Origin of the sequence: Dietzia sp. E1, from assembly GCF_014145015.1 — a bacterium.
In the GTDB taxonomy this organism is placed as follows: Bacteria; Actinomycetota; Actinomycetes; order Mycobacteriales; family Mycobacteriaceae; genus Dietzia; species Dietzia cinnamea_A.
Window position 1 is genome coordinate 1 of sequence record NZ_JAALDU010000377.1, and the last position, 2,819, is coordinate 2,819.

Annotated in this window: 4 protein-coding genes; 2 read left to right on the top strand and 2 right to left on the bottom strand. The window is 73.3% G+C overall.

Features of this window, described 5'->3' with window-relative positions; genetic code table 11:
• Nucleotides 1-367 (bottom strand): methylmalonyl-CoA mutase family protein (locus G6030_RS12340; RefSeq protein ID WP_347238655.1); only part of this gene is annotated, 367 nt, incomplete at its 3' end.
• A 163-nt stretch (nucleotides 368-530) separates the two neighbouring features.
• On the opposite strand from G6030_RS12340, the gene G6030_RS12345 reads away from it, so the two are divergent.
• Nucleotides 531-1,166: a TVP38/TMEM64 family protein gene (locus tag G6030_RS12345; protein ID WP_347238656.1), complete on the top strand. Its 636-nt coding sequence runs from the start codon at nucleotides 531-533 to the stop codon at nucleotides 1,164-1,166.
• On the opposite strand, the gene G6030_RS12350 is transcribed toward G6030_RS12345, so the two are convergent.
• A complete protein-coding gene (locus G6030_RS12350) occupies nucleotides 1,150-1,962 on the bottom strand; it encodes a DUF3097 domain-containing protein (protein WP_182643319.1) in 813 nt (270 codons plus the stop codon). The two genes, G6030_RS12345 and G6030_RS12350, sit on opposite strands and share 17 nt — an antisense overlap.
• Before the next feature lie 76 nt (nucleotides 1,963-2,038).
• Here G6030_RS12350 and G6030_RS12355 point away from each other — a divergent pair.
• Nucleotides 2,039-2,819, top strand: a 781-nt coding sequence (locus G6030_RS12355; protein ID WP_182643318.1) for a hypothetical protein, incomplete at its 3' end; no start/stop codon positions are given.

Genomic DNA, 2,819 nt, shown 5'->3' on the forward strand with positions numbered 1-2,819 from the left:
CCGCGGCGGGCACGGACAGCCAGAGCGCCGAGACGCCCTGGTTCAGCAGGTCCAGGACCTCGGTGTTGAGCTCGGAGGCCTCCCCCGTCGCCTCGACGCGGGCGCTGACGTGCCAGCCGCTCTCCGGCAGGCCCGACCGGTCCCCGCCGCGGACGAACGGGAACTGCCCCGGCGCGGGGCGCTCGGCGATCTCGTCGACCCGGGTGTAGAGCGGGTTGATCTCGATTCCGTCCCGGGTGGTGGCCACGAGGGCGCGCCACGCGTCCTCCGGCATGTCGGCGGGATCCTTGCGGGCGGCCTTCGCGAGGACGGCTCCCACAGAGGCGTACCAGGAGTGAAGGTCAGGACCTGTGGTCGGACTGGTCACCGGTACCTCGTTCTCGTGTGGAGTGAAGGGGGTCACCGTCGGACTCTAGTCGAGCCCTGTTCGCAGAAGGAACACGGCCATATCCGCAGGCCCGCGCGCGGGCGGAGACGTCCGTTCACACGCCGGACGGGCCGGCCGGTACGCGGGGACTACAGTCATCCGCGTGCGGGGACGGGTGATCGCGTGGGTGGGGGCCGTGGCGCTCGTCGTGCTGATCGCTACTTTCGTGCCGACGCCGGGCCTGGAGCAGCTACGTGACTGGGCGGCGCAGCTCGGGCCGTGGTTCCCCGCGGCGTTCTTCGCCGCCTATGCCGTCGTCACCGTCGCGCCGATCCCGCGTTCGACGTTCACCTACTCGGCGGCCGTGTTGTTCACGCCCGCCGTGGCGATCCCGTGGTCCCTGGTCGCCACCGGCGTCGCGGGGACACTGGCGTTCGTCGCGGTGCGGCGGCTCGGTCACGAACGGACGGCCGCGCTGCGGGCGCACCCCCGCGTGGCCGCGGTGAACGCCCGACTCCGTCGCCGCGGGTGGCTGTCCGTGGGGAGCCTGCGACTGGTGCCGGCCGCGCCGTTCTCGGTGGTGAACTATGCCGCCGCCCTGACCTCGATCCCCTACCCGCAGTTCATCGTGGCCACGGTGATCGGCAGTGCCCCGGGAACCGTCGCGGCGATCCTGCTGGGCGACTCGCTCACGTCCGGCGACGGTGCGGCCGCGCTGTGGGCCACGGTCGGGTTCGCCGCCGTCGGACTCGCCGGGATGGTCCTCGACGCCCGGTTGCCGGTCAGGCCGGCTCGGTGACGAAGTCCACCAGCCGCTCCACCGCGCCGAGCAGCGCCGGCTCGATGTCACGGTAGGAGCTCACCGACGCCAGCACCCGACGGAACCCGTCGGCGGGCTCGCCCCAGCCCAGTCGTCGGCAGATCCCCGTCTTCCAGTCCTCGCCGCGTGGCACAACCGGCCACTCGCGGATGCCCACCGCGGACGGCTTCACCGCCTGCCAGATGTCGACGTACGGGTGGCCGGTGACCAGGACGTTGTCCCCCAGGCCGGCGACGATCCTCGACTCCTTGCTGCCCTCGACCAGGTGGTCCACGAGCACCCCGAGGCGCGCCGACGGTGTGGGTCCGAACTCGGCGACCAGCGCGGCCAGGTCGTCGATGCCGTGGAGCGGCTCCACGACCACGCCCTCGACGCGCAGGTCGTGGCCCCAGATCTTCTCGACCAGAGCGGCGTCGTGGATGCCCTCCACCCAGATGCGGCCCGCCCGGGCCGTGCGGGCGCGCAGACCCTCGACCTTCCGCGACCCCGAGGCCGTGACCGCGGGCCCCCGCCGGGCGGCCGGAGCCGGCTTGCGCAGGGTCACCGGCGAGCCGTCGATGAGAAAGGCCGAGGGCGTCATCGCGAAGACGCGGACCCGACCGTGCCGGTCCTCGAGTTTGACGAACTCGCCGTCGTAACTCCGGTCGAAACCCACCACCGCACCGCAGAACCCGGACTCGGCGTCCTCCACCACCAGGTCCCGCTCGGCGTCGACGACGGGGACCTCCGGGCGGCGCCGCCGCGCCGTCCCGGACAGGATGTCGGAACCGTACATGTCTGCCATGGCCAGACACCGTAGCCGCAGTCGCGCCGGGGGTATCGGTGGCGCACCGTCGGTAAGATCGATCGTCATGTCCCGACCCCTCACCCGTGACTCCGTGCTGTCCCCGGCGTGGCCGCTGCCCCTCCACCTGCTCCGGGCCGCGTGGGCGGATCAACCCTTCGACGAACTGACCGCGTACGTGTCCGGCCTCGCCGGGTCCCATCTGCTCGACATCGTCGGCGAGCCGGTGCGGATGCTGGACGGGCTCTCCCCCGCCGGCGGTCCCACGGGTCTGCTGCCGGACCTGGTGACCACCCTGCGGCGCGCGGGCCGTGAGCACCCGGCGCCCGAGGTCCTGTCGCTGCTCACGACAGCGCCCGGTGACTCGTCGAGCCTGCCCCTGATCCCCTCGGTCCGGGCGGACGTGGCCGACGCCGGCTGGGGTGTGCTCGTCCGCGATCCCGCCTCCCGCGAGGCGGTGTGTCTGACCTGCGTCCAGCCCCATCCGGACGTGCTGCGCTGGCGGGCGCGCGGGGTGCTCGACTGCCCGGTGGCGCCCCAGCCGGCGGGTCCGTCCGAGGCACTGGCCGAACTCGGTCGCGCAGTCATGGACGCCGCCGAACTCATCGAACGGACCGCGGTGCGGACCGGCCCGAGCACGCACGTGGACATTCACGGCCACGTCACGCGGTTGCCGGCCGGGCTCCCCTCGCGGGTGGTGGAGCTCGTCGACCGGATCGACCGGGTCGAGGCGATCATCGCCGTCGCCCTGGCCCAGCCGGACGTCGGCGCGGACCCTGCCGCGCGCGAACCGGTGCTCCGGCGGCTGATCGCGGTCAAGGACGCGGCGCGCCGGTCCGCCGTGGCCG